At 63.0% G+C, this 21,392-nt stretch carries 14 protein-coding genes; 5 read left to right on the forward strand and 9 right to left on the reverse strand.

What is annotated here, in order from left to right:
- Window positions 1–7 precede the first annotated feature (7 nt).
- From QUV21_RS03850 to QUV21_RS03860, 3 genes are read right to left on the reverse strand one after another with little or no spacing between them, the layout of a single operon-like run.
- A complete protein-coding gene (locus QUV21_RS03850; RefSeq protein WP_300853233.1) occupies window positions 8–1,180 on the reverse strand; it encodes a malate--CoA ligase subunit beta in 1,173 nt (390 codons plus the stop codon).
- Between the two features lie 54 nt (window positions 1,181–1,234).
- Window positions 1,235–2,173 (reverse strand): CoA ester lyase, encoded by a 939-nt coding sequence (locus QUV21_RS03855; RefSeq protein WP_300853234.1) that lies wholly within the window; start codon window positions 2,171–2,173, stop codon window positions 1,235–1,237.
- Window positions 2,174–2,189: 16 nt separating this feature from the next.
- Window positions 2,190–3,404 (reverse strand): aminotransferase class V-fold PLP-dependent enzyme, encoded by a 1,215-nt coding sequence (locus QUV21_RS03860; RefSeq protein WP_300853235.1) that lies wholly within the window; start codon window positions 3,402–3,404, stop codon window positions 2,190–2,192.
- Between the two features lie 145 nt (window positions 3,405–3,549).
- On the opposite strand from QUV21_RS03860, the gene QUV21_RS03865 reads away from it, so the two are divergent.
- On the forward strand, window positions 3,550–4,944 hold the full coding sequence (locus tag QUV21_RS03865) for a short-chain fatty acyl-CoA regulator family protein (RefSeq protein ID WP_300853236.1): 1,395 nt from the start codon (window positions 3,550–3,552) through the stop codon (window positions 4,942–4,944).
- Window positions 4,945–4,998: 54 nt separating this feature from the next.
- On the opposite strand, the gene QUV21_RS03870 is transcribed toward QUV21_RS03865, so the two are convergent.
- Entirely contained in the window at window positions 4,999–7,425 is a 2,427-nt protein-coding gene (locus QUV21_RS03870) for an FAD-dependent oxidoreductase (RefSeq protein WP_300853238.1), read from the reverse strand.
- The gene (locus tag QUV21_RS03875) at window positions 7,422–8,309 is read right to left on the reverse strand and encodes a choline/ethanolamine kinase family protein (RefSeq protein WP_300853239.1); all 888 of its coding nucleotides are present in this window, start codon (window positions 8,307–8,309) and stop codon (window positions 7,422–7,424) included. Before QUV21_RS03875 ends, QUV21_RS03870 begins: the two co-directional genes overlap by 4 nt.
- Before the next feature lie 314 nt (window positions 8,310–8,623).
- On the opposite strand from QUV21_RS03875, the gene QUV21_RS03880 reads away from it, so the two are divergent.
- Window positions 8,624–9,382 carry a DeoR/GlpR family DNA-binding transcription regulator gene (locus QUV21_RS03880; RefSeq protein WP_300853240.1) on the forward strand — a complete coding sequence of 253 codons (759 nt, stop codon included), beginning with the start codon at window positions 8,624–8,626 and terminating at the stop codon, window positions 9,380–9,382.
- Here the strand turns inward: QUV21_RS03880 and QUV21_RS03885 are convergent.
- The 4 genes from QUV21_RS03885 to argE form a co-directional block, all read right to left on the reverse strand.
- Window positions 9,369–13,370, reverse strand: coding sequence for a PAS domain-containing protein (locus QUV21_RS03885; protein WP_300853241.1), 4,002 nt, complete (start codon window positions 13,368–13,370; stop codon window positions 9,369–9,371). The two genes, QUV21_RS03880 and QUV21_RS03885, sit on opposite strands and share 14 nt — an antisense overlap.
- Before the next feature lie 167 nt (window positions 13,371–13,537).
- Window positions 13,538–14,704 (reverse strand): M20 aminoacylase family protein, encoded by a 1,167-nt coding sequence (locus QUV21_RS03890; protein WP_300853242.1) that lies wholly within the window; start codon window positions 14,702–14,704, stop codon window positions 13,538–13,540.
- A 57-nt stretch (window positions 14,705–14,761) separates the two neighbouring features.
- Entirely contained in the window at window positions 14,762–16,105 is a 1,344-nt protein-coding gene (locus QUV21_RS03895; RefSeq protein ID WP_300853243.1) for an FAD-binding oxidoreductase, read from the reverse strand.
- On the reverse strand, window positions 16,102–17,268 hold the full coding sequence (gene argE / locus QUV21_RS03900; RefSeq protein ID WP_300853244.1) for an acetylornithine deacetylase: 1,167 nt from the start codon (window positions 17,266–17,268) through the stop codon (window positions 16,102–16,104). The genes QUV21_RS03895 and argE overlap by 4 nt, the downstream gene beginning before the upstream one ends.
- A gap of 242 nt (window positions 17,269–17,510) precedes the next feature.
- On the opposite strand from argE, the gene QUV21_RS03905 reads away from it, so the two are divergent.
- The 3 genes from QUV21_RS03905 to QUV21_RS03915 are packed head-to-tail and all read left to right on the forward strand — an operon-like array spanning window position 17,511 to window position 21,296.
- Entirely contained in the window at window positions 17,511–18,533 is a 1,023-nt protein-coding gene (locus QUV21_RS03905) for an ABC transporter ATP-binding protein (protein WP_300853245.1), read from the forward strand.
- The gene (locus QUV21_RS03910; RefSeq protein WP_300853246.1) at window positions 18,526–19,596 is read left to right on the forward strand and encodes an ABC transporter ATP-binding protein; all 1,071 of its coding nucleotides are present in this window, start codon (window positions 18,526–18,528) and stop codon (window positions 19,594–19,596) included. Before QUV21_RS03905 ends, QUV21_RS03910 begins: the two co-directional genes overlap by 8 nt.
- Complete coding sequence (locus QUV21_RS03915; RefSeq protein WP_300853247.1) at window positions 19,593–21,296, forward strand: peptide ABC transporter substrate-binding protein; 1,704 nt, start codon at window positions 19,593–19,595, stop codon at window positions 21,294–21,296. Before QUV21_RS03910 ends, QUV21_RS03915 begins: the two co-directional genes overlap by 4 nt.
- The last annotated feature ends 96 nt before the right edge of the window (window positions 21,297–21,392 follow it).

Raw genomic sequence — 21,392 nt, forward strand, 5'->3', positions numbered from 1 at the left:
TTTCTCCCTATGCTGCTTTTGCGGGACGGGCGGCGACAGCTTTGGCGGCGGCCTCGGCGAGGGTGTCAGCCGAGATCAGCGGCAGGCCCGAGGTGTCGATGATGCGCTTGCCCTCGTCGACATTGGTGCCGGCAAGGCGGACGACGACCGGGATGGTCAGGCCAACCTCTTGATATGCCTTCACAACCCCTTCGGCCACCCAATCGCAGCGGTTGATCCCGGCGAAGATGTTGACAAGGATCACGGAAACATTCGGGTCGGCCAGCACGGTGCGGAAGGCGCGAACGACACGTTCGGGCGAGGCGCCGCCGCCGATGTCGAGGAAGTTGGCCGGTTCGCCCCCGGCCAGCTTGATCATGTCCATCGTCGCCATCGCAAGGCCAGCGCCATTGATGATGCAACCGATGTCACCATCAAGCCCGACATAGGCCAGACCATGGTCCCCGGCGGTGCTTTCGCGCGGGTCTTCCTGGCTGCGGTCACGAAGTTCGGCCACTTGAGGACGGCGGAATAGCGCGTTGGTATCAAAGGACATCTTGGCATCAAGGGCCACAAGATCACCCGATCCGGTAACGACCAGCGGGTTGATCTCCACCATCACGGCGTCAAGGTCACGGTAAGCGCGGTAGCAGGCCTTGAGGATCGTCACCATCTGGGCGATCTGGCCGCCTTTCAGGCCAAGCTGAAAGGCCAGTTCGCGGGCCTGGAATTCGGACAGGCCAACGGCGGGATCGATGGTCATGCGGCGAAGCGAATCGGGGTCGGTTTCCGCCAGATCCTCGATTTCCATCCCGCCATGGGCCGAGGCGACGATCATGATGCGCTCGGATTTCCGATCAAGGACGAAGCCCAGATACATTTCGCGGGCGATGTCACTGGCCGCCTCGACCCAAAGCCGGTAGACGCCCTTGCCATTGGCATCGGTCTGCTTGGTCACCAATTGCTTGCCGAAAAGAGTGGCGGCAAAGCTGGTCACCTCATGCTCATCGCGGCAGAGTTTCACCCCGCCAGCGGCACCCCGGCCACCAGAGTGGATCTGGGCCTTGACCACCCAAGCCGCGCCACCCAGTTCGCGGGCGCGGTAGCCGGCCTGTTCGGGGCTGTAGGCAAGGCCGCCCCTGGGGACTGGCACGCCGAAGCGGGCGAGGATTTCCTTGGCCTGATATTCGTGGATGTCCATGAGGTTCCTCCCGTAACCTTATGACAGGTCAGCAGTATTGCCCACCCTGCCCTGTCAGCGCGCGGCGATGGCGTCAGCCACGGCCAACAGATTTCGCGCCATCTTTTCGGATGCCGCGTCGATCATCTTGCCGTCGAGGCTGGCGGCGCCCTTGCCTTGGGCTTCGGCCAGTTTCAGTTCCTCGATGATGCGGCGGGCCTTGGTGACTTCGGCCTCGGTCGGGCTGAAGACCTCATTGGCCAAGGCGACCTGGCTGGGGTGGATCGCCCACTTGCCTTCGCAGCCCAAGGCAGCGGCGCGGCGGGCGCCGTCCTTGTAGCCCTCAGGGTCCGAAAAATCGCCGAAGGGGCCGTCGATGGCGCGAAGGCCGTAGGCGCGGCAGGCGATGACCATGCGGGAAATCGCGGCATGCCACTGGTCGCCGGGATACATCGGGTTGAGGCCGCCGATATTCACGGTGCGGGCGCGCATGCTGGCCGCATAGTCGGCAACGCCGAAGTGCAGCGCCTCCAACCGACCACCGAACTGGGCGATGGTTTCGACGTTCGCCATGCCGAGGGCGGTTTCGATCAGCGCCTCAAGGCCGACACGGGTGGTCAACCCGCGCGCCTGTTCGATCTGGTTGACCATGGCCTCGACCATGTAGAGGTCATCGCGGACGCCGACTTTGGGAACCAGCAGGGTATGCACCCGGTCGCCCGCCTGTTCCATCACATCGACCACGTCGCGGTACATGTAATGGGTATCCAGGCCGTTGATGCGGACCGAAACCGTCTTGCCCTTGGCCGCCCAGTCGATGTCGTTCAGCGCCTGGATGCAGTTCTTGCGGGCCTGTTCCTTTTCCGGGGGGGCGACAGCGTCTTCCAGATCGAGGAAGACGTAATCGGCGGGGCCGTCGGCGGCCTTGTCGATCATGCCGGGGTTCGAGGCCGGCACCGCGAGTTCAGACCGCTGGAGCCGCTGCATGCGCAGCGGATGAAGTGTGTGGCTCATCTTGTTGTATTCCCTGCTATTCTGCGGCCATGCGAAGGGCGGCTTGCTCGGTGCGCCCTTGGGCATACCAAGCCTGTGCGGCTGCAACGCCCGAACCGAATTCGATATCCGCCCCGGCCTCGACCAGCGCCATTTCGGCGACGGCGATGGCGGTCAGGCACATGCCTTCGTTGAGATCGCCAAGATGGCCGATCCGGAACACCTTGCCTGCCAGCCGCGCAAGGCCCGACCCGAAAGAGGTGTTGTAACGCTCATACCCGATACGGATCACGTCGCGCGCATCCACCCCGTCCGGCACCCGGATCGCGGTGACGGTGTTCGAGGCAAGCGATGGGTGTTCGGCGCAGGACTGAAGGCCCCAGGCGGCGACAGCGCGGCGCACGCCTTCGGCAAGGCGGGTGTGGCGGGCGAGGACGTTGTCGAGGCCTTCGGCGTTGATCCGGTCCAGCGCGCGGCGGAGGCCGTGGAGGATCTGCGTCGGCGGGGTATAGGGGAAATAGCCGGTCTCAACCGTCTGCCGGAAGTCGCGGAACTCGAAATAGGCGCGGCGCATGGTCGAGGTTTCGGAAGCCTTCATCGCCTTTTGCGACACCGCAAGGATCCCAAGACCCGCCGGACACATCAGCCCCTTCTGGCTGCCGGTCACTGCCAGATCGACGCCCCAGTCATCCATGCGAAAGTCGATCGAGCCGACCGAGGATACGCCGTCAACAAAGAGCAGCGCGTCATGGAAGCAATCGTCCAGCGCGCGGCGGACGGCGGCGATGTCGCTGGTCACGCCGGTTGCGGTCTCGTTATGGGTGACGAAGACGGCCTTGATCTCGCCCTTGCGATCAGCGGCCAGCTTGCGCATGAATTCGTTGACCGGCGCCCCTGCCCCCCATGCCACGTCAATAACATCGACCACAAGGCCAAGCCGCGTCGCCATCTCGGCCCAGAGCGTGGAAAACTGGCCGTGCCGGGCCATCAGAACCCGGTCACCGGGGTTGAGGGTGTTGGTTATGGCAGCTTCCCAAGCACCGGTGCCAGAGCCAGGAAACAGCATCACCTCCCCGGACGTGGTGCGAAACACGCGCTTGAGGTCGGCCAGGATGCCCAGCGTCAGCGCCCCGAATTCAGGCCCGCGCTGATCCTGCATCGCCACATTCATCGCCATGCGCACGTCTTCCGGCACATTCGTCGGGCCGGGGATGAAAAGGTGGTTGATTCCGGTGCGCATCGCTTTGGTCATGGCTTCCTCCGTTGGTTGACCATCTCCTGTCACCATTCCCGAGATGTGCAAAAGCAAAGCGGGTCGCGCTGTAAATGCGAGAATTTACAAGTGCCATTTTATGTAATATTGTAAATCTCACAAACCCCAAGAGGTGTGCAACGGTATGCAGAAAACCTTTATCGGCCCGCATCTGCGTCGCTTGCGGATGGAGCGTGGCGAAACGCAAGGAGCCATGGCGCGGGCGCTCGGGATCAGCCCTTCCTATGTCAACCTCTTGGAAAACAACGAACGTTCAGTCTCTGTCTACGTGATGCTGAAACTGTTTGAGGCATACGGAGTCGACTGGCGCGAGATTGCTGAAGAGGATGGTTCAGGCCAGTTGGCCGACCTGCGGGCCGCGCTGCAAGATCCGATCTTCACAGATGCGCGGCCGGACCTGACCCAACTTCGTGCCGCACTTGTACACGCGCCTGATCTCGCTGCGGCCTTCCTGCGGCTGCATCGCAGTTGGCAGGCAGCGACAGACCAGCTGTTGTCGCTGAACGAAGGCGACGCGCGGGCGATCAACGCCACGCCCGAGGCCGCGGTGCATAATGTGTTTCGCCGGCACCGCAACCATTTCCGCGATCTTGAAGAGGCGGCCGAAGCCTTCTGGCCGGCTCCGGTCGAGCGGGATGAAATCTATGTCGCCTTGAAGCGGCGTCTGAAGGATGGGCTTGGCATTTCGGTCAGACTGGCGCGCGTCGAGGATCTGCCCGGAACGCTGCGCCAATATGACGAAACGCGCCGCGAGATTCTTTTGTCCGAAGCGCTGGACCATACCAACCGCACGTTCCAGCTGGTCCATATGTGCGGCCTTCTCGAACAACGCGCGCTTCTGGACAGGCTGATCGACAGGACGGGCCTTGCCGATCCGCGCGGGGTGGCGCGGCTGCGGGTGGAACTGGCAAACTACTTCGCTGCGGCCGTTCTGATGCCCTATGCGGCGTTTCTGGCCGAGGCGCGGGCCACCAAATATGACCTTGACCATATCGCCACCCGCTTTGGCGTCAGCTTCGAGCAAGCCTGCCACCGCGCCACCACTCTGCAACGCGAAGGCGCGCAGGGGGTGCCGTTCTTCTTTCTGCGCATCGACAAGGGCGGCAATGTGACCAAGCGGTTCAATGCGACCGATTTTCATCTGGCCGAATATGGTGGCGCCTGTCCGCGGCTGGACGTGCATACCAGCTTTCGGACTCCTGGGAAGATCGTCCAGCAATTTGTTGAAATGCCAGATAAATCTCAGTACTTCGTATTCTCGCGAACGGTGGACCGGCCAACCTGGATCCGGCATGCGCAGGACAACCGGCTTGCGGTGGCGATGGGCTGCATGATCGAGCATGCCGGCGAGATCGGCTATGCCGAGGCGTTTTCCGTGACGGGCGCGCGGATGGTCCCGATCGGGATCAACTGCCGGGTCTGCCCGCGCGCAAATTGCGATCAGCGCGCACATCAGGCGACCATTCTGACCCAACCGGTTGACGAGAAGCGCCGGGGGGCCACGCGGTTTGACGGCTAGAAGCGGAGGGTTCACACCCCTGCACCCCCGTGGAGTATTTCTCAAAAGAGCAGATCAGGCTTTGACTCGCGTATTTTGCGGGTCATAGAGCGGAGCAAGGTGGACCTGGGCAAGGACGCGCTCAGACGCGACTTCCAACTCGTAAGTGCCTGAGCGGATGAAGTCTTCCGTCACGCCCTCCGGGTGGCGGATGTAGCCGAGGCCGATGGCCTTGCCGACAGTGTGGCCAAATCCGCCGGATGAAAGCCATCCGACGCGTTCGCCGTTTCGGTAGATCGTTTCTCGGCCAAGCAAGATCACCTCGGGCGCGGCGCTGAAGGTAGCGAGGCGCTTCTTCACGCCCTTTGCCAGTTGCACGGCCACGGCCTCGCGGCCAAGGAACGGCAGGCCGGATTTCATCTTGCAGGCCCAGGCAAGGCCCGCCTCGACCGGGGTGTGATCGGGGCCGATGTCGCTGCCCCAGGCGCGGTAGCCTTTTTCAAGCCGCAGCGTCTCGATGGCCCGGTAGCCGGCGTTGGTGACCTGGCCGGTTGCCATCAGGGCCTCGTAGACCGTGACGGCAACTTCGGTGGGCATGTGCAGTTCCCAGCCAAGTTCGCCAACGTAAGTCACACGCAGGGCAAGGACCGCGCAGCCGGCGATGGAAATCGTGCGGGCCGAGCCAAAGGGGAAGCCTGCATTGGACAGGTCATCAGGGCAAAGCGATTGCAGGATATCGCGTGAGCGTGGCCCCATGACGGAAAGGACGGCCGACCCGGAGGTCACATCGAAGAGTTGAACATTCCCGCACAAGTTACGGGAAATCCAGTCGAAATCATGTGTGGCAAACCCGGTCCCCGTGACGATGTAGAATTCATCCGCCGCGCGGCGGACCACGGTCAGGTCACATTCGATGCCGCCCTTTTCGTTCAGCATCTGGGTGTAGGTCAGGCTGCCGACAGCCCGGTCCACGTTCCCCGCCGCGATCCAGTTCAGTGCCTTGGCCGCATCCGGCCCCTTGAGCGCGAATTTGGCGAAGGAGGTCTGGTCGATCACGACGCAACCCTCGCGTGCGGCCCTGTGTTCGCGGCCCACGGCATCAAACCAGCCGGGGCGCTGGTAGGAATAGTGGTCTTCAGCCACTTCCCCCGGAGCCGCGAACCAGTTCGGACGTTCCCAGCCCAGCTTTTCGCCGAAACAGGCCCCCGCCGCTTTCAGTTGCGCATAAAGCGGCGAGCGCCGGGTGGGTCGGGCAGAGCGCATTTCCTCGGCCGGCCAGGCGATCGTGTAGTGCTTGGCATAGGCCTCCATCGTGCGGCTGCGGACCCAGTCCGTCACCCTGTGGGGCGGGCCGAAGCGGCGAATGTCCACCGGCCAGAGGTCATAGGGCGCAGACCCGGTGGCGACCCATTCGGCCAGCGCCATACCGGCCCCGCCGCCGGATGCGATGCCGAAGGCGTTGAAACCGGCGCCGACGAAGAAGTTCCTCAGCTCCGGGGCCTCGCCCAGAATGAAGTTCCCGTCGGGCGTGAAACTTTCCGGCCCATTGATCAGCTGCTTGACGCCGGCATTGGCAAGGGCCGGGACGCGGGCGATGGCGTCATCCATGAACTGGGAATAGTGGTCGAAATCGCTGGTGAGCAGTTCGAAGTGAAAGCCCTCCGGGATGCCGTTTTGCGCCCAGGGTTTCGGGTTCGGTTCATACCCGCCCCAGACAAGGCCGCCGACCTCTTCCTTCCAGTAGGTCAGCCGATCCGGGTCGCGCAGGGTGGGTAGGGTCGGGGTCACCCCCTCGATCCTTTCGGTGACCATGTATTGATGTTCAACCGAAACGAGGGGGACGTTGACGCCAACAGTCGCCGCAAGGCTGCGGGTCCACTGGCCAGCGCAACAGACCACCTTTTCACATTCGATGGTGCCGAAGGGGGTCTCTACCCCCCGGATCCGGCCGTCTTCGACGATGATCCGGGTGACGGGCGTATCCTCGAAGATCTTCACCCCCGCCATCCGCGCGCCCCGGGCAAGCGACTGGGTGATGTCCGAGGGGTTGGCCTGCCCGTCGGTCGGCAGATAGGCGGCCCCCACCAGATCGTCGATCGTCATCAGGGGCCAGAGATCCTGCGCTTCCTTCGGGGTCAGCAGGTGCATCTCAAGCCCGAAGGAATGTGCCGTGGTGGCCTGGCGCTTCACTTCGGTCCAGCGTTCGGCGTTGCAGGCAAGGCGCAGCCCCCCGTTCATCTTCCAGCCGGTCTGTAGCCCGGTCTCCGCCTCCAGCGTCTTGTAAAGCGCGACCGAATGGCCAAGAAGCTGGGTGATGTTGGCGCTGGTGCGCAACTGGCCGACCAGCCCCGCCGCGTGAAAGGTGGTGCCGGAGGTAAGCTTCTTGCGCTCCAGAAGCACGGTATCGCTCCAGCCGAGCTTGCCAAGGTGATAGGCCACGGAACAGCCGACGATCCCGCCCCCGATGATGACGGCACGGGCGGTGGTGGGAAGGTCGGTCATTGGGATGTCCTGAAGGCGGCCAGGGCGGCGCGGTAGGTTTCAAGGTAATCGGCCGTATAGGCGGCATAGTCGAAATCAAGGCCAGAGTGGATTTCCTGGACCATGGACCACATCGCCTCACGCAGGGCCGCGGCCGCCTTCATCGCGCGAAAGCGCCGCCACAGGTCTGCATCGGGCGGCTGGCCGTAGTAAGCGGTCAAAAGCCAACCTTCTTGTGCGGCGTCCAGCTCATTGTTGGCCGCCAGTCCGCCAAGGTCGAATAGCGGCGAGTTCCACCCGGCATAATCCCAGTCGATCAGCCACATCCGGCGGCCGTCATGCAGAAAATTGGCTGGCAAAAGATCGTTGTGGCCAAAGACCAGTTCAATGCGGCCAACGGCGGATTCAAGCATGGCGGCTTCGTCCATCAACCCCTGCAAAAGCGGCAGATGGCGCGAAGACCCGTCCGACAGGGTGGCGGCATAGTCGCGCAGCACCTGAAACACCCAAAAACACAGTGCAGGGCCGCGCAGGTGTCGGGGAATGTCGCGGTGGGCATGCATCACAATGGCCAAAGCCTGTTCCAGCAGATCCTGCTGGCGCAGGTCTTCGGCAGTCATCGTGCGGCCTTCGACAAAGTCGATCACAAGTGCGCCGGGTTCGTGGTGGATCACGGCAGGCGAAACACCGGCGGCATGGGCGGCGCAGCTGGCCGCCAGTTCATTGAAGCGCATGATCTGGTGAACCGGAATGTCGTCGCCAATCCGCACCACCGCCCGGCGCTTGGCATCGGTGACCAACACATTGAGGTTGGTGATGCCCCCACCTAGGGCCACGGCCGTCGCCTGCCCCGACCAGATCGGCAGAGACAGCGCGCGGGCCAGAGGATCCTGCAAGACACTCATTTCGGCCTGCAAGCAATGGGGCGGTGTGATCGTGACACGGGCGCGGCTTCTCAATGTGCAGGACGGGCGGACCCAAGGGGTCAGGCCCGCCCGAAGGATGCGTCAGAGGGTCCAGACCACTGGCGCACCAAGAATGAAGGTCAACTTGCGGATGAGGGATTGCCCGCAAACAGTCCTTGAAAAAAAAGAGTGGGCGCCAAGGGGCAGTCTGTCAAAGGGATTTGTGATCATTTGTGTGGTGTTGAGTGGTTCTTGTTGAATTAGGCAGGTGAAAAGACATAACATCACATTATCCCTCGAACCTGGGCAGTCAGATGCTGCAAAATGAACGCGAACGCGCAATCCTTGATCTGCTGATGCAATCGGGGTCGGCCCGAATCAAGGATCTGTCGGTCACCCTTGGCGTCAGCGAGGAAACCGTGCGCCGGACGTTGAAACGGCTGGAATCAATGGGCGGTCTGACCCGGGTCCATGGCGGAGCACAATTGCGCGACTGGGGAGCCGAACCCAGCTTTGCGCTGCGGCTGGGCGTCAACATTGATGCCAAGCGGCGGATTGCTGCGCGGCTTGCGGGGTTGATCGAACACGGGGCCTCGCTGTTTCTGGATGTGGGGTCGACCACGGCCTTTGTGGCGCAGGCTTTGCGCGATCACCGCGATCTTCTGGTGGTGACGAATTCGCTGGCGGTGGCGCAGACATTGGCCGGGCGTGGGGGCAACCGGGTCTTCATGGCGGGGGGTGAGTTGCGACCCCATGACGGCGGCGCTTTCGGTGCCGAGGCCCTGGCCTTCGTGCGCCAGTTCCGGGTGCGTCATGCGATCCTGTCGGCGGTGGCGGTGGACGGGCGAACCGGCTTCATGCTGAACGACCTGCGCGAGGCCGAGTTCAGCCGTGCCATCATTGACTGTGCCGAGGTGGCAACCATCGCCGCAGATGCGACCAAGTTCGACCAAACCGCCCCGGTGCGGATCGCAGCCCCGGACGCCTTCCACCGGTTTGTGACTGATGTAATCCCCGAGGGGGCGCTGGCCACCCTTCTGAACCGGGCCGGCATCGAGATCATTCTGGCCTGAGTCCGGCGTGACAGATCAGCAGCGCCTCGGTCAGCCGTTCCGGCCGCAGCGGCTTGGCAACGCAGCAGGCAAAACCCCGTGACAGGTAGTCGTCAACCTGATGGGTCATCGCATTGGCCGTGACGGCCACCGCCAGCGGCGGGGCCACCCCAAGCGCCGCGGCCTTGGCCTGCAAGGCGGCAAGAGTAGAGATTCCGTCACGGCCCGGCATGGCAATGTCCAGAAGCACCGCGTCAAAGCGTCCCGGTTGCCAGCGCTCCAGCGCCTCATCGCCGCTGGTGGTGATTTCCACGCTGACCCCAAGCGTCTGCAACAGGCTGGCAAGGATGATCCGGTTCGTGGCGTTGTCTTCCGCCGCCAGCACCGTCATCGGCGGCAGTTCGGCATTGGGCAGCGGCTTGGCTTGCTGCGCGGGGCCGTCATTCAAGGGCATCGCAAGCGTCACCCGCGCCGTCAGCCCCTGCCCCGGCGCGGCGATCAGCGACACATCGCCCCGCATCATCCGCGCCAGCCGCCGCACGATGGCAAGACCAAGCCCCGTGCCACCGTAGCGCCGCGAAATACCACCCTGACCTTGGGTGAAATCCTCGAATACACGGGCGATATCGGCCTCGGACATGCCAATGCCGGTGTCGGACACCGAGATCTCCAGCAGCGTGGCCGAGGTTGCATCGACCCGCACCACAACTTCGCCCGCATCGGTAAACTTGATCGCATTGCCGACAAGGTTGTGCAGGATCTGGATCAACCGCTTTTCATCGCCAAAACGCTGGGCGTCTTGGTGGCTGCCGTGGCAATCGGCGGTCAGGCGGATGCCTTTTTCTTCGGCCCGAACCCGGTGCAGGGCCACGATCCGGTCAACGATATCGCACAGGTCCAAGGGGCCGGGATCAAGCGAGAAACGCCCGGCCTCGATCTTGGCCAGATCAAGAATGTCGTTGATGACCGACAAGAGATGCTCGCCAGACTCGCGGATGATCCGCAGCATCACGCGCTGGTCGGTGTCGGCAAGTCTGGCGTTCAAGACCTCAACCATGCCAAGCACCCCGTTGAGGGGGGTGCGCATTTCGTGGCTGATGGCGGCAAGGAAATCCGATTTGGCCCGGTTTGCCGCCTCGGCCGCTGTCATGGCGGCACGCAAGCGGTCTTCGCTTTCGACGGCGTCGGTGATGTCGGTCAGCGAACACAGCACGGCAAGATCAGTCCCCGGCGCGGAAAGCCGGGCCGCGTTGATCGACAGCACGCGCCGGGTGCCATTGGGCCAAAGGATCGCGTGGCGCAGGTCGTGCTGAACGGCCAGCCCCGCAAGCGCCCGGTTCACCGGAAAGTCCGGGGGGGCCACGCTGGCGCCGACAAGATCGGTGACACTGGCAGACGCCAGAATTTGCGGCAGGTCATCGCCGGGCAAAATAGGGCGGCCCAGAACCGCTTCCGCCGCCGCATTGGCAAAGACCACCCGGCCAGCGCCATCCACCGCAACGATCCCGGAAACCGAGGTTTCCATGATCCGCGCCAGCGTGTCGCGTTCGCGCGCCAACGCCGCCTCCAGCGCCTTGGCGGCCGAGATGTCAAGATGCACCCCGCTGATTTGCAACGGATTTCCCTCGGCATCCCATTCCGTCACCTGACCACGCGACAGCACCCAGACCCAATGTCCCTCCCGGTGGCGCAGACGCATTTCATACTCGACCGTCCATTGTCCCTCGGCAAAGGACCGGGCGGTTGCTTCCAGCATTGCGGGCAAGTCATCGGGATGGATCAGGCCCAACCAGCGCTCCAGCGGCAGCGGGTTCAACTCGACCGCCCGATAGCCAAGGATTTCCGCCCACCTGTCGTTGATCAGCGTCACCTCTTGGCGCAGATCATGTTCCCATGTGCCAACGCGGGCGCCGTCGATCAGCCGGGTCAGGCGCTGTTCGGCGTCGGTCCTGGCCGAAACATCCAGCGTCACCCCCGAGATCCGCCTTGGCGTGCCGTCACTCCGCCGGGACAGCACCTTACCGCGCGACAAGAGCCAGACCCAATGCCCGTTCTGATGCCGTATCCGATACAGCAGGTCGAAATCGTCGATCCCACCCTGAAACAGCGCCCGGTGCAGATCATGGGCGACGGGCAGATCGTGGTGGTGCATCAACGCCATCAAGTCAGGCAGGTCAGCCATGCCATCTTCGCGGCCCAGCATCGCCCGCCAGCGGTCATTCATCGCGCTGAGTCCGGTCTCTGCCGCCCAATCCCAGACCGCAACCTCGCCGCCCTCAACCACTTGCTGCAAGCGGCGGTCGGCAAGTCGGCGCGCGGTGACATCTTCGTAAAGCCCCACGGTCTCACGCTCGGGGGTCGAGCGTTCGCGCACCCAGATCAGGCGCCCGTCGGCGAAGACATCTTCGCCGTCCCAGATCTCGGTCAGCGGGCGGTCAAGACGCCGCCGGAGGCTGGCCTCATCGCGCTCGCCCTCGGCGCCGAAGATGCCACGCTCGATCGCGGCGCGCAAAAGATCGTCATAAAGCGCGCCCTCGACCAGAAGGTCGGCAATCCCGGCAAAAACCCTGGCATAGGGCATGTTCCACAAGACCAGCCGATCATCGGCGTCAAAGATGGCAAATCCATCGTCCAACGCCTCGATTGCCGAAACGAAGCGCGCTCTTGTCGCCTCCAGCGCGGCTTGTTCGGCCAGCAGGGCAGCTTCCTTGGCCCTGATCTCGGTCACATCCTCGATCAAGGCCCAGACCATGCGCCGTCCGTTCGGATCAATGCTCATGAACCCGCGCAACACCGCCGGAAAGCGGCGCCCATCCCCACGGCGCAAGGTGGCCTCGACCGGGCCATAGCTTCCGGTGGCTTTCATTGCAGCGACGGCATGGTCAATCAGCCACAAGGCATCGGTCGGCAGAATGTGCCGCACGCCCTGCCCCGTCGAGTGCTGCGGATCAATGCCGAACACCTGCTTGAAGGCACGGTTGCCGTCCAGCAATTCCCCGGTGTCAAAGTCATTGAGCAGGATCGGATGCGGACACATCTCGAAAAAGGCGGTGAACTGGCCTTCGCGGTAAGATGCCATTTCGCTTGTGGTCTGCGACGAGGACATGTCACGGATCACCGCGACGGCCCCTGATTGACCCTGGGCTGGGTCGAGGCCAAGCGGCGCGACCGAAACCTCATACCAATGCGGTGCGACAAGTGTAGACACACCGACCCTTCGGGTGCGGGCGGTACCGGCGGCAGGTGGATCCTCAATCATTTCCGTCAGCGTCCGCGCCAGAGGTTCAGGCAGGATATCGCGGGCATGCCGCCCCATGCCGGCATGAACCAGACTGGAAAGCCACGGCAGATTGTCACTGTGACAGGCAACGATATGGCCATCCGGGCAGATTTCGATCACCAGATCGGGAAGCGCCCGCAAGGTGGCCTCTAGATGACCGCGGGCCTCGGCTTCGGCCTTTGCCGCATCGGTCCGCAGCAGGACCGAGGCTACAGCACGACCCACCGACCCAAGCAGGAAAACCTCGTCTTCCGTCAGGGGGCGATCCGGGCTTTCGCTGTCAAAGCCGAAGATCCCCAGCAGCCTGTCACCATCCCGCAACGGCAGCATCAGCGAGGAATGGACGCCGATCTTTTCCAGAAACAGCCGTTCGGGCATGTCCGGTGGCAATGCAGCACGGCTGGCCACAGCCACGGCCTTGCCGGCCAGAAACGCCGCCTGCCATGTGGAATGGTCTGTAGGCTGGACTGACTGCATCCGGTCTTTCAGCGCGGCCACACCCGGGGCCACCCATTCATGGCTGTTGTATCGCGTGCCGCCTGGCCGAATGCGGAAAAGGAAGCTGCGGTCAAACCCGCACGCCGCCCCCAGTCGGGCCAAGGCATCATCCAGCGCCGCATCGATACCGTCCGGGCCGGGATCAAGCAGACGGTTCATCAATTCGATGACCAAAAGCTCGACACACGCCGACCGAGCCTTTGCCGCGTCAAGCTGGCCGGTGCGTCCCATGCGGTTCCCGTGGTCCTCAATCGCTGACGAGTATCGGGCAGAGCCGCCTGTCCCGCAAGCCTGCAAGAAGGCCTACCCCAGCGGCCATGGGGTCAACATCGGCCGCGCTTGCAGGCGTCTTTCTCTGGCCCTCAGTCTTTCTCTGGCCGTCAGTCTTTCTCTGGCCCTCAGGCCGCAGGCATACGGGCCTCGGCCATGCCGGCATACCAGCTGGAGCCGAAGGGGATGGCGGCATCGTCAAAATTGTATGCCGGGTGATGGACCATCGCCGTATCGCCATTGCCAAGGAAGATATAGGCCCCGGGGCGTTCGTTCAGCATGAAGCTGAAGTCTTCCGCCCCCATCAAGGGTGCCGTATCAGTATCGACCTTTCCAGAGACTGCCATCGCGACTTCTGCTGCAAATTCAGTGTTTTCCGGCGCGTTTATCGTAACGGGATAGCCACGGCTATATTGCACATCCGCCCGCGCGCCCAAGGCAAGTGCCGTGCCTTCGACGATCTGGCCGATGCGCGCTTCGACATAATCCTGCACCCCGGGATCCATCGTGCGGACAGTGCCTTTCATCTTCACGACCTGAGGAATGACGTTATGCGCGGTGGAATCGGTCTCGACCGTGCAGACGCTGACCACGACCTGCTTCAACGGGTCTACGTTGCGGCTTGCAATCGTTTGTAATGCCACAACAATATGCGCGGCGACCACGGTCGTGTCCACACAGTCATGCGGTTTCGCAGCGTGGCCACCCTTGCCCGTCACCACGATCTCGAACTGATCGGCGGCAGCCATCATCGCACCGGGGCGAATGGCAAAATGGCCGACAGGAATGCCGGGCATGTTATGCATTCCGTAAACTTCATCAATATTCCAACGGGTTATCATCCCGTCTTGAACCATCTCACGCCCGCCACCGCCGCCTTCTTCGGCTGGCTGGAAGATACAGACGACGGTGCCGTCGAAATTCCGTGTCTCGGCCAGGTATTTCGCGGCCCCCAGAAGCATCGCGGTATGCCCATCATGACCGCAGGCGTGCATCTTGCCCGGTGTCTTGGAGGCATAAGGCACCCCGGTCTGTTCCTTGATCGGCAACGCATCCATATCGGCGCGCAGGCCGATGGTGCGGCCCCTTGTATCCGATTTCCCTTTGATAACAGCCACTACCCCGGTGCGGCCAATGCCGGTCACCACCTCATCGCAGCCGAAAGAGCGGCAGAGATCGGCCACTTTTTCAGCGGTGCGGTGAACGTCGAACAGAAGTTCGGGATGCTCATGGAAATCGCGGCGCCAGGCGGTGATTTCGGGCAAGAGTTCGGCAAAACGGTTCTTCGGGGGCATGAGGGGGACTCCTTTACGCCTGAGGGTGGGCTTTTGGGACCGGATCGGCAAGAGGGATCACAGGCTGGGTCCAGGCGCGATCTTTGTGCCATCACTAAAGCGTTTGAAGCGGAACCGTGAAAGGTCGTGGCCGACCGCACCGCCGGTCACAAGGTCGGCCAGCACCCGGCCCATGCCGGGACCGATGCCAAAGCCATGCCCGCTCATCCCCGTGGCGATGGTCAGGCCGGGGATCGGCGCGTGATCGACGATCGGCACCACATCGGGCAGCGTGTCGATCATCCCGCCCCATGCGGTTTTCAACTTTGGCCGACCAAGACCGGGAAAGGCGCGCGCGAAAGCGTCCTGCACCTTTCCCAGCGTCTTCAGGTTCGGCGCGGGGTTGAGGATGCGGGTGGCCTCGAAGGGGGACGCCTCGTCTTCCGACCAGCGCCGGGGGGTGCGCCAACCGTCTGGAAACCCTTTCGGCGCCATCGGGCGAAAGCGCGCGTGGCGCAGGTCTTTCTTCAGGATCGGCAGATAGGGGCGGATGCTGCGCAAGGCATCGGGGCCAAGAAAGAAGTCATGTTCAGACCCGCCGGGCGCGATGGAATAGCCGCCATCGGCACGGCGGCGAAAGGCAAAATCATCGTCGGCGGCATTGCCGGGAAAGATCTCGGGCATCGGTTCGGTGGCCGCGACCGAGGCAAGGACGGACAGTTGCGGGATCTTCACCCCATGGCGGGCAAGAAACAGCCGCGACCACGCCCCCGCCGCAAGCACCACATGATCGCACGCGATGCGGCCATGTTCGGTGACGACGCCGATGACACGGCCTGCGGCGATATCAAGCGCGCGCACCGCACAGGATTCCATGATCGCAACACCGCGTTCTTCGGCGGCAGCGGCAAGGGTCGGGACGGCAAGCCAAGGCTCGGCCCGACCATCCGATGCGGTGTAAAGCGCGCCCTTCCACGGGGCGACCGCACCTTTCAGCATCGTCATGGTTTCGGCCCCGGTCAGAAGCCGGGTATCAAGCTGATGGGCGCGGGAATGTTCGGTCCAGTCTGCAAACCCCTGCATTTCCCGGTCAGTCTTGGCAAGGTAAAGCACCCCGGTCTGCTTGAACCCAAGCCCGTCGCCAAACTCGGCGGCAAGGTGTTTCCAGATCGACAGGCTTTCAACCATGATCGGCAATTCACCCGGGTCGCGGCCCTGCTGGCGCACCCAGCCCCAGTTGCGGCCCGACTGTTCGCCCGCGATCCGGCCCTTTTCGCACAGGGTGACGGACAGGCCTTTCTTGCGTAAAAACCACGCTGTCATGACCCCGATCACGCCACCCCCGATGATGACGACATCTGACCGGGCCGGAAGCGGGCCAGCAAAGCGGATCGGCGAGGCGTCATGGATCGGGAATGTCATGCCAGCGCCTCCAGCAAGGTTTCCATGAACCGCTGCCCGGCTTCGAATTCCGCCACCTCAAGAAACTCGTCGGGCTGATGGGCTTGGGCTATGTCACCGGGACCGCAGATCACGGCGGAGTAGCCTGCTTCCTGAAACTGGCCGGCCTCGGTCCCATAGCTGACCACGCCGGTGGTGTTCGCACCGGTCAGGCGACGAACCAGCGCTTCAGCCGGGCCGTCGATTTCAGGGACAAGGGCCGGCACCCCGAAGAACTGGTCAAGCTGGACGCCAGCCTCGGGACGGACGGCCTTCAGCGCGGCGTCAAGGCGGGCGGCTTCGGCCTCAAAACGCGCTTCGTATTCGGTGATTTCCTCACCCGGCACGACGCGCATCTCCAACGCAAAGCGGCAATCGGCGGCGGTGATGTTATGCGCGGTGCCGCCTTCGATCATGCCGACGTGAAGCGTGGTGAAGGGCGGGTTGAACTGGGCGGCGGCCGGGCCGGGGGCGCCCGCCTGGAGGACTGCGTTCTGGTCGTTGACCCACTGGATCAGCCGCGCTCCTTCCATGATGGCCGAGACCCCCTGAGGCAGAAGCGAGGAGTGGACCTCATACCCCTTCACATGAACATGGTACCCAGTCCCGCCCTTGTGGCCGGTGATCAGCCCCATGCGGGAAGGCTCTCCCACGATCACCGCGCTGCCCTTCGGCAAGATGCCCTGCATCGCGGCGATCATCGGCGGGGCGCCAGTGCAGCCGACCTCCTCGTCATACGAGAGGGCAAGTTGCAGGGGCGTGGTCAGGCCGCGACGCTGACCTTCAACCAGCGCCCAGATGGCCAGGGCGACATAGCCCTTCATGTCACAGGTGCCGCGCCCATAAAGCCTGCCGTCGCGTTCGGTCACGGTCCAGGGGTCGGTCGTCCAGCTTTGTCCATCGACCGGGACCACATCAGAATGGCCCGAAAGCACCACCGCCCCCGGCTCCCATGGCCCGACATGGGCGAAAAGCGCGGCTTTGGTGCCGTCTTCGTTCCAGTGGCGATGGGCGGTGATATCGTGGCCGCCAAGATAGCTTTCCAGCCAGTCGATCAGGTCCAGATTGGACCCGCGGCTTACTGTCGGAAAACTGACCAGACGGTCAAGGATCTGACGTGACGTCAACAGTGTCGGGGATTTCACTTTGCACCTTTCAAGATGTTGTAGCGAGACTGTCGGGCGGCCCTGTCCCTGTCAATATCTGGCAGAATGACGGGCCGATCAGTCATTCTGCCGGAGGATGGCTGTGGAATCGGGCTGCAAATCGGGATTGATAGAGTCTGGAAAATCGGAAACAGTTGCGTTGACTGCGGGCAACCGTTGGCTGGCAGGGTCAAAAAGACCCAAGAATAACAAGAACTAAGAAACGACGCGGGGAGTCTTTGATGGCCGATCAGGCCTTGCCTGTCCTTGAAGTCAGGGGCCTAGAAACCGTATTCCGCACCCGCGGAGGCGAGATTCACGCCGTCAATGACGTCAGCTTTCATCTTGAACGTGGTGAACTTTTGGGCGTCGTGGGGGAAAGTGGTTCTGGCAAGTCGGTCACCATGATGTCGCTGATCCGGCTTTTGCCCGCGCCCCCGGCGGATATCCGCAAGGGCGAGGTCTTGCTGAATGGCGAGGATCTGCTGAAGATGACCCCCGATGCCTTGCGCCAGGTGCGCGGGGCGAAGGTGGGTTTCGTGTTTCAAGACCCGATGACCAGCCTGAACCCGGTGTTCACGATCGGCGATCAGGTGATGGAACCGTTGCGCAAGCACATGGGCCTGTCAAAAGCCGAGGCTGCGGTGCGGGCGGCGGAACTTCTGGAACTGGTCGGCATTTCCGATGCCAAGAGCCGGCTGAAGTCTTATCCGCACCAGTTTTCCGGCGGCATGCGGCAGCGGGTGATGATTGCCATCGCGCTGGCCTGTGACCCCGATGTGCTGATCGCGGACGAGCCGACGACAGCGCTGGACGTCACCATTCAGGCGCAGATCCTGGAACTGGTGAAGGAACTTCGCCAGAAGCTGGGCATGGCGATCATCTGGATCACGCATGACCTTGGCGTCATTGCCGGAATCGCGGACCGAGTGCTGGTGATGTATGGCGGGCAAGTGGTGGAACAAGCCCCGGTGGCCGAGCTTTTCGCCAATCCGCAGCACCCCTACACCCGGGCGCTGTTGCAGACCGTGCCAAAGATCACCGGCGTGCGTGAGGCGCGGCTCAAGGTGATCGAAGGCCAGCCGCCGATCCTGACAGCGGCGCTGTCCGCCTGCCCGTTCCGTGCGCGCTGCGAATACCGGCATGCGGCCTGCGATGCCGCCAACCCGGCTCGGCGGGCGGTTGACGGGCAACCCGTCGGGCGTGGCCATGATGTCGCCTGCCACTGGCAAGCCCCCGCAGCACAGGAGGCCGTGCATGCTTGACGCCCGCCCTGTGCCGAAATCCGCAAGCCCGCTGGTGCAGGTCGAAGGCCTGACGATGCATTTCCCGATCTATTCGGGCGTGTTGCGCCGCCATACCGGCGACGTGAAGGCGGTGGATGGGGTGTCCTTCACCATCAACGCCGGCGAAACCCTCGGGCTGGTCGGCGAATCCGGGTGCGGAAAATCCACCGTTGGCCGGGCGCTGTTGCGGCTTTATGAACCCACGGCGGGCCGGGTGATCATCGACGGCGAGGATGTTGCCAGCCTGTCGCCCGAGGCCCTGCGCAAGAAGCGCCCGACCATGCAGATGGTGTTTCAGGATCCGCAAGCCAGCCTGAACCCGCGCATGACCCTGTCGCGCATCATCGGTGAGCCACTGGACGAACATACCGATTGGGCCGAGGCGAAAAAGCTGGACAGGATCCACGAGCTGATGGATGCCGTCGGGCTGAACCGCCGTTTCGCCAACCGGTTCCCGCATGAATTTTCCGGCGGGCAGCGCCAGCGGATCGGCATTGCCCGCGCCCTTGCACTGGACCCCAAGTTCATCGTCTGTGACGAACCTATCGCCGCCTTGGATGTGTCGATTCAGGCGCAGGTGGTGAATCTTCTGGAAGACATGCAGGAAAAGCTGGGGCTGACATATCTGTTCATCAGCCACGATCTTTCCATGGTGCGCCATATCGCGGACCGGGTTGCGGTGATGTATCTGGGCAAGATCGCAGAGCTTTCGCCGCGCGACGATCTATATGCCCGCCCCTTGCACCCTTACGCCGAGGCGCTTTTGTCTGCGGTGAACGAACCTGATCCGGCCATCGCCGCAAAGCGGCGCCGGATCATCCTGTCGGGCGATGTGCCTTCACCCGCAAACCCGCCAAAGGGCTGCAATTTCTGCACCCGTTGCCCCAAGGTCATGGACATCTGCCGGACCGTGAAGCCCGACCTTGCCGAGGTCGAGCCGGGGCGACTGGTCGCCTGCCACCTTTACACCAATACATCCGCCGCCGGATCAACCGGCGCACCAGAGGCAACAGAGCGTAACCAACAAGGAGAGACTCGATGAAACTGACAACCGCCCTTCTGGGCGCTGCCGCCGCGATGGCCTTTGCGCCCGCGGCCTTTGCCGAGCGCGGTGCCGATGGCAACGTGAACGTGCTTTACTGGCAGGCGCCGTCGATCCTGAACCCCTACCTGTCCTCCGGCACCAAGGACGTGGAAACGGCCTCGCTCATTCTCGAAGGCCTCGCGGGCTTTGATGAAAAGGGCGTGGTCTTCCCGCGTTTGGCGGAATCGGTGCCGACCGTGGACAACGGCGGGATCACCGAAGACCTGACCCAGATCACCTGGAAGCTGAAGCCGGGCCTTCTGTGGTCTGACGGCACACCGGTGACCTCGGCTGACGCGAAGTTCACCTATGACTATTGCACCCATCCCGAGGGTGGTTGCGCCCAGGCTGCGCGCTATGAAGGCATCGCCTCGATCGATACGCCGGACGATCTGACAATCGTCATCACTTTCAACGCCCCGAAGCCGAACCCCTACACCGCCTTTGTCGGCGGCACCTCGCCGGTCTTGCAAGCGGCGCAGTTTGCCAACTGCCTTGGCGCGGCGGCTTCAACCTGCACCGACCAGAACTTCAAGCCAGTCGGCACCGGGCCTTTCGTCGTCACCGATTTCAAGGTGAATGACGTGGTGACGCTGGCCGCGAACCCGAACTACCGCGACCCTGCAAAGCCTGCCTTCGCCACCATGACCGTCAAGGGCGGCGGCGATGCCGGTGCCGCTGCACGCGCCGTTCTGGAAACAGGCGAGTTTGACTATGCCTGGAACACCCAGATCAACCCCGAGCAGCAGGCGCAGATGTCGGCCGCTGGCAAAGGCGTTCTCTTGAACGGATTCGGCACGCTGGTCGAGCGGATCGAGATGAACATGACCAACCCCTCTCCGGACCTGCCGGAAGGTGAGCGGTCGACGACCAAGCATCCGCACCCGTTCCTGTCCGACATCAACGTCCGCAAGGCGCTGTCGATGGCGATCGACCGGCAGATCCTGGTGGACATCGGCTATGGCGCCGCTGGCCGCGCGACGTGCAACCTGGTGCCGGCACCGGATATGTTCGCCTCGCCCAACACCGACTGCATCACGCAGGACATGGAAGGCGCCAAAGCGCTGCTGGAATCCTCGGGTTGGGTCGACAGCGATGGCGACGGTATCCGTGAAAAGGATGGCATGCCGCTGAAGCTGGTCTACCAGACCTCGACCAACCCGGTTCGTCAGGACTTTCAGGCGGTCATCAAGGATTGGTGGACGGAACTTGGCGCGGATGTGGAACTGAAGAACATCGACGCTTCGGTCTTCTTCGGCGGTGACGCCGGCTCGCCCGACACGTTCCAGAAGTTCTATTCGGACGTTGAAATGTACGCCAACAACTTCGACGGTACCGACCCGGAGCCCTACCTGGCACAATACAAGTGCGACAAGATCCCCGGCCCGGACAACCAGTGGCAGGGTGAAAACATCAACCGCTTCTGCGACCCGGCCTATGACGCGCTGGTGGACGAACTGTCCAAGACTGCCGATATGGGCGAACGCAGCGCAATCGCGATCAAGCTGAACGAGATGCTGACGAAAGACAGCTATGTCGTGGTGCCGCTGGTGGACCGTGGCCGTCTTTCGGCTGCCTCGAACACCCTTGGCGGTGCGGTTCTGAACACCTGGGACACCGAACTTTGGAACGTCCAGGACTGGTTCCGCGTGAAGTGATCCGAACCCTCGGGATGGGCGGTTCTGCCCATCCTTCGGACGGAGGCCAAATGGTCTCCGTCCGTTTTTTCCCGCAAGACAGCTGATCCGAGGCAC

The sequence above is a fragment of the Tabrizicola sp. genome (genome assembly GCF_030373185.1).
Classification (GTDB): Bacteria; Pseudomonadota; Alphaproteobacteria; order Rhodobacterales; family Rhodobacteraceae; genus Tabrizicola.